Annotated in this window: 4 protein-coding genes; 3 read left to right on the top strand and 1 reads right to left on the bottom strand. The window is 68.5% G+C overall.

From position 1 onward, the window contains the following. Positions 1-117 precede the first annotated feature (117 nt). From M3Q23_03640 to M3Q23_03650, 3 genes are all read left to right on the top strand, one after another. The gene (locus tag M3Q23_03640; protein MDP9341204.1) at positions 118-321 is read left to right on the top strand and encodes a D-alanyl-D-alanine carboxypeptidase; all 204 of its coding nucleotides are present in this window, start codon (positions 118-120) and stop codon (positions 319-321) included. Between the two features lie 744 nt (positions 322-1,065). After that, positions 1,066-1,578, top strand: coding sequence for an RNA polymerase sigma factor (locus M3Q23_03645; GenBank protein ID MDP9341205.1), 513 nt, complete (start codon positions 1,066-1,068; stop codon positions 1,576-1,578). Next, positions 1,575-2,738, top strand: coding sequence for a hypothetical protein (locus M3Q23_03650; protein ID MDP9341206.1), 1,164 nt, complete (start codon positions 1,575-1,577; stop codon positions 2,736-2,738). The genes M3Q23_03645 and M3Q23_03650 overlap by 4 nt, the downstream gene beginning before the upstream one ends. A 15-nt stretch (positions 2,739-2,753) precedes the next feature. On the opposite strand, the gene M3Q23_03655 is transcribed toward M3Q23_03650, so the two are convergent. Next, on the bottom strand, positions 2,754-3,812 hold the full coding sequence (locus M3Q23_03655) for an integrase core domain-containing protein (protein MDP9341207.1): 1,059 nt from the start codon (positions 3,810-3,812) through the stop codon (positions 2,754-2,756). Positions 3,813-4,326 lie beyond the last annotated feature (514 nt).

The raw sequence follows: 4,326 nt of genomic DNA on the forward strand, positions 1-4,326 counted from the left end.
CCCGCTGCGGTTCGGTCGCCGCCGGCCGGCACCACCGAAGTTGCCGACGGTCGCCTGGATCAACGAGCCACAGGAGGAGGTGGTCGCACAGAACGAGTGACGAGGGCGTGTCTCAAAGTGCTTGACAAGTTCCGGGGTGGCCTGCGGGTCCGGGCCAAGACCGGCACCCTGTTGGGCGGCGTCTCGGCGCTCTCCGGCTGGGTGTGGGGCGAGCGATCGGAGCGGTGGGACGAGTTCTCCGTCTTGTCCGAGGGCCTCACCAAGGCCCGCGCCGTCTCCGTGGAGAACGCCGTGGCGACGATCCTTTCGACGTACGCCTAGCGTGTCGACAGTGACTCTGCCGAACGGCAAGCACGGCACTGCGGTCGTAGTGGCCCCGAGCGACTCCCTCTGGCCACGAGCAGAGGAGCATCGGGATGAACACCCTGCCTCGCCAAGGCCTCAAGGCCCTCGGGGCTTCCCCCGATCCTGACTATGGTCCAGCAATCCAGGGGGAGGAAAGATGAAGAAGCGCATCGTATCGGTCGGCCTGGCAGCCATGTTCGCGCTCACGGCGCCCGGGGCGCTCCCGGCCCCGGCCGCCGGGCGCTCGGGACGACCAGGATCCACGTAACGGGCGGAAGCCACATCGTCGTCTCAGCCGGCTGAGGCGGCCCGAGACAAGGGCGGAGAACACACGACATTCCACCGGCCGACCTCAATGTCTGGGGCCACGCAACCGGGCGTGCGGCATGCCCGCTGCCTAACGGAAGGTGGCGTTCCCCTTGTTCGTTCGGCACTGTGATCGACGCCCGGGCCGGCATTTTCATCGTCAGCAGCTCCTAGCTACCTTCTGGGATTGGAGTGCACGCGCCCAGGCGGGCGGGGCTCGGAACTTGAGATCGTCGGACGTCCAGCAGCCCGAGTATCCATCCAATGGCGCCCTCGACGGAACCGCATCTCCACAGAGGGCCGGTAACACGTCCCCCCCGCGGACCCAGGAGGTCGCAGCCCCGACCCGTGTTGGTTCCACGGTGGTCTCTCGGTCCCGAGTAACGAACGCGCCCGCTCGTGACTTCATGGCTCGTGGAGGTGACAGCGCCTCATCCCCGGTATGAAGGGACTGCTCTGAGCTTCGAGGAGTTCTTTGCCGTCGAGCACGACCGTCTCTACCGGGCCCTCTGCCTGGTCACTCGCAACAGGCACGAGGCGGAGGAGATCATGCAGGACGCCTTTCTGGCGTTGTGGGCGAGGTGGGAACGCATCTCCAACGATGTGGACGATCCCACTGCCTACCTCTACCGAAGCGCGATGAACGCGTTCCGCAGGCGCCGCCGGCGTGCGGCGCTCGCCGCCCGCAAGGCCGTCCGCCTCATTCCGACCGACGACAGCATCGAGCGGATCGAAGAGCAGGAGGCGATCGTTCGAGCGCTTGCGGCCTTGACGCCCAAGCAACGGGCCGCCGTCGTGCTGACGAACCTCCTTGAGTTCACGGCTGAAGAGGCCGGGTCCTTCCTCGGCTTGTCTCCCGGCGCCGTTCGCACGTTGGCGTCCCGGGGGCGGGCCGACCTTCGACGACAGGTAGGTGAAGAGCCATGAGCGACGATCTGAAGCGTGATCTGGCCCATGCGGCGCGCCACTACGCGTCGCCCGAGGACGCCCTACGGCGACTGGAGCGAAGGCGGGATCGCAAGCGGCGCCACGGCAGGCTGGGCGCCCTGGTAGTGGGCCTCACCGTCGCCGCTCTTTCCGTCTGGCTGGTGTCGTCCGCCCTGCAAACCGGCCACGGCCCTCACCCGGGGTCGGAGCCGACCCCCACAGCGGTCTCGCCGAGCAACGGCCCGCTGCCGAACGCCCCGCTCCTGTACGCCAAGAAGCTTCCCGATGGATGGAACCTGTTTTCCTTCGACCCGTCGACCGGGCAGGAGCGGCGCATCACCACCGGGGTCCGGGACTACAGCTCGGACTGGTCCCCTGATGGCACCAAGATCGTCTACGACAGCGAGCACATCGACTCGGGCACGTACGACATCGTGGTGGCGAACGCCGATGGGACCCATCCGACCGTGCTCGGACCGGGACAGGACCCCGCCTGGTCCCCGGATGGGACTCGCATCGCCTACGTCGGCGGCGGTGGCAGGATCTGGGTGATGAACACCGACGGATCCGATGCCCACCCCGTCACGGAGGGCGCAGCCTCCGGCACGGGGACGGGTGATGACGCCGCCTACGACTGGCATCCGGCGTGGTCCCCGGACGGCCGGTCCATCGCGTACGTGCGGATAGCGGCCCACCGGCGGGCGCCGGTGCCCCGCGGCCATTACCTTGTCGACGTGACCCTGCAGCAGGTCCGGGTGTGGCACGGCGGAGCCACGCCCACCGACACGATGCTCACCGATGCATACACCGGCGTCGGAGAGCTGGATTGGTCTCCGGACGGATCCACCATCGTGTTCACGGGAGCCCCGACGCTCTTCTACGAGCCGGAGACCGACGGATTGGCGTGGCCCCGGGTGCTCCTCATCCCATCCGCGGGCGGCGAGGTCACCCCGATCTCGCCGCAGGAGAAGGCCTGGGCCGAGGGAGCAACCTGGTCCCCGGACGGCGCATGGATCGCCTACGTCGAATACGTCGACAACAGCCACGCGCTCGTGGTGATGCGTCCCGACGGTACCGACAGGCGGACCCTCCCCGTCGATCCAGGAGAGGGCGAGATCATCGGCCCATCGTGGGGGGTGGCTCCGCCCGCCTCGCCCTAGACCGTGCGGCCCACGCTACGACCGGACAGTTTGCGGGGTGAACTCATCGACTTCCCATCCTTTCATCACGAGGAGCGCGGGGGCGTGGGCGTAGAAGATCTCGGCGGGTCGGCGGCCCTTCGTGCGGTACCCCCGGTGGGGCCGCTCGAAGTTGTAGAAGCGGAGCCAGGCCTGGAGGTCGGCGTCGATGTCGCGCGCCAAGGTGTAGAAGCGGTACCGGAAGGCCGTGCGGTAGTGCAGGTGGAGCACCGTGCCCTGGAACCGCTCCACGAAGGCGTTGAGATCGGGGGAGCGCGGCGGCAGCCGGTGCACCGAGATCCCCAGGCGCCGGCAGGTCCTGGTGAACTCACCTTTGAACTCCGGCCCGCCGTCGACCACGACCTCGACGAGGGCGATCCCGGCCTCCCGGTACACCGGCAGCACCTGGTGTTCCAGGAACGACGCGGCGGTCCGGGCCGACTTCTCACCAGCCCGGACCTCGGCAAAGCCGAAGGAGCACGCCCCTTCGACGGCGGAGTACTGCCAGATCTTCCCGACCCCCTTGAGCTTGCCGACGTACATGGTGTCGAGGAAGACCTGCTCACCGAGCTGGTCCGAGCCGATGTGGCGGTGGATGACCTCCCTGGCCCGGATGTCCCGCAGGACCCGTTCGGTGATGGGGCCGCCTTCGGTCGCGGCCAGGGCCTCGGCGGCGGCCAGGCGGGCGGAGCGACGCTCCAGGCCCGCCCGCCGGAGCACGTTGGAGATCCCTCCGTGGGAGACCCGCCAGGACCCGAACCGAGGCAGGACCAGGGCCGCGGCGATGGTCCTGGGCCCTTCGGTTGGGTGCTCCACGGCGTAGGCAACGATCTGGTCGACGAGTGGCGCTGGCAGACGCCGGTCAGGCCGTTCGGGCGGCCGGGGCTTCGGCAGGAGCCCGGCCTCTCGGTAGAGCAGGTACCGGGCCCGGAGCTCGTAGTACCGGCTCTTGGAGATCCCGAGCTGCCCGCAGGCCTCCCGGACCTTCATCCGCTTGTTCGCCACCAGGTCCAACACCTGTTTGCGCAGGCGTGCCAGACTCGTCGCCGGAGCCATGGGCGCCTCCTTCCCGTCGAGTGCCTGCTCAACGGGAGGAGCATCCCCCTGGCTCCTTTCGCTGTGTGGGAGGTTCGTGAAATGTCCGGCTTCAACGTGGGCACTACGCCCTAGACACGGCCCCCAGGCCGGTCTGTGCGGACAGGCTCGTGTTTCCGCTGGGGGGCAGGGACCTACTCCGCCTCTGGCCGCCGTCCCCGCCGGGCCGCGGCTCCCGCCCGACAGCCTTCAGATCGTCTAGGAAGGCCTAAGGCGTGTCTCCTAAGCCTCGATCCACCGTTTGGAATGACTCCCCGACCACCGGGGCCCCGCTGAGTAGGCAAGAGACTGTAACCGAACGGTGAACGCGTCCCGGGTGACCCGTGCGACGGCGTTGTGTCGTGCAGTGGTGGGTCCGAACCAGCGCGTGCGCGGAACGGGGCGCGCCGGAGGAGCGGATGGCACCGCACCGATGGAGAAGGGGTACTCAGGCGAGGAGCGGCAGTGCCCGCAACCGAACGATGGCGGTGAGGAA

It is taken from the genome of Actinomycetota bacterium, assembly GCA_030774015.1.
Taxonomy (GTDB): domain Bacteria; phylum Actinomycetota; class UBA4738; order UBA4738; family JACQTL01; genus JALYLZ01.

Excerpts from the sequence above, each read along its gene's own strand:
- M3Q23_03650 (MDP9341206.1), top strand. The coding sequence starts at position 1,575 with ATGAGCGACGATCTGAAGCGTGATCTGGCCCATGCGGCGCGCCACTAC.
- M3Q23_03655 (MDP9341207.1), bottom strand. The coding sequence starts at position 3,812 with ATGGCTCCGGCGACGAGTCTGGCACGCCTGCGCAAACAGGTGTTGGAC.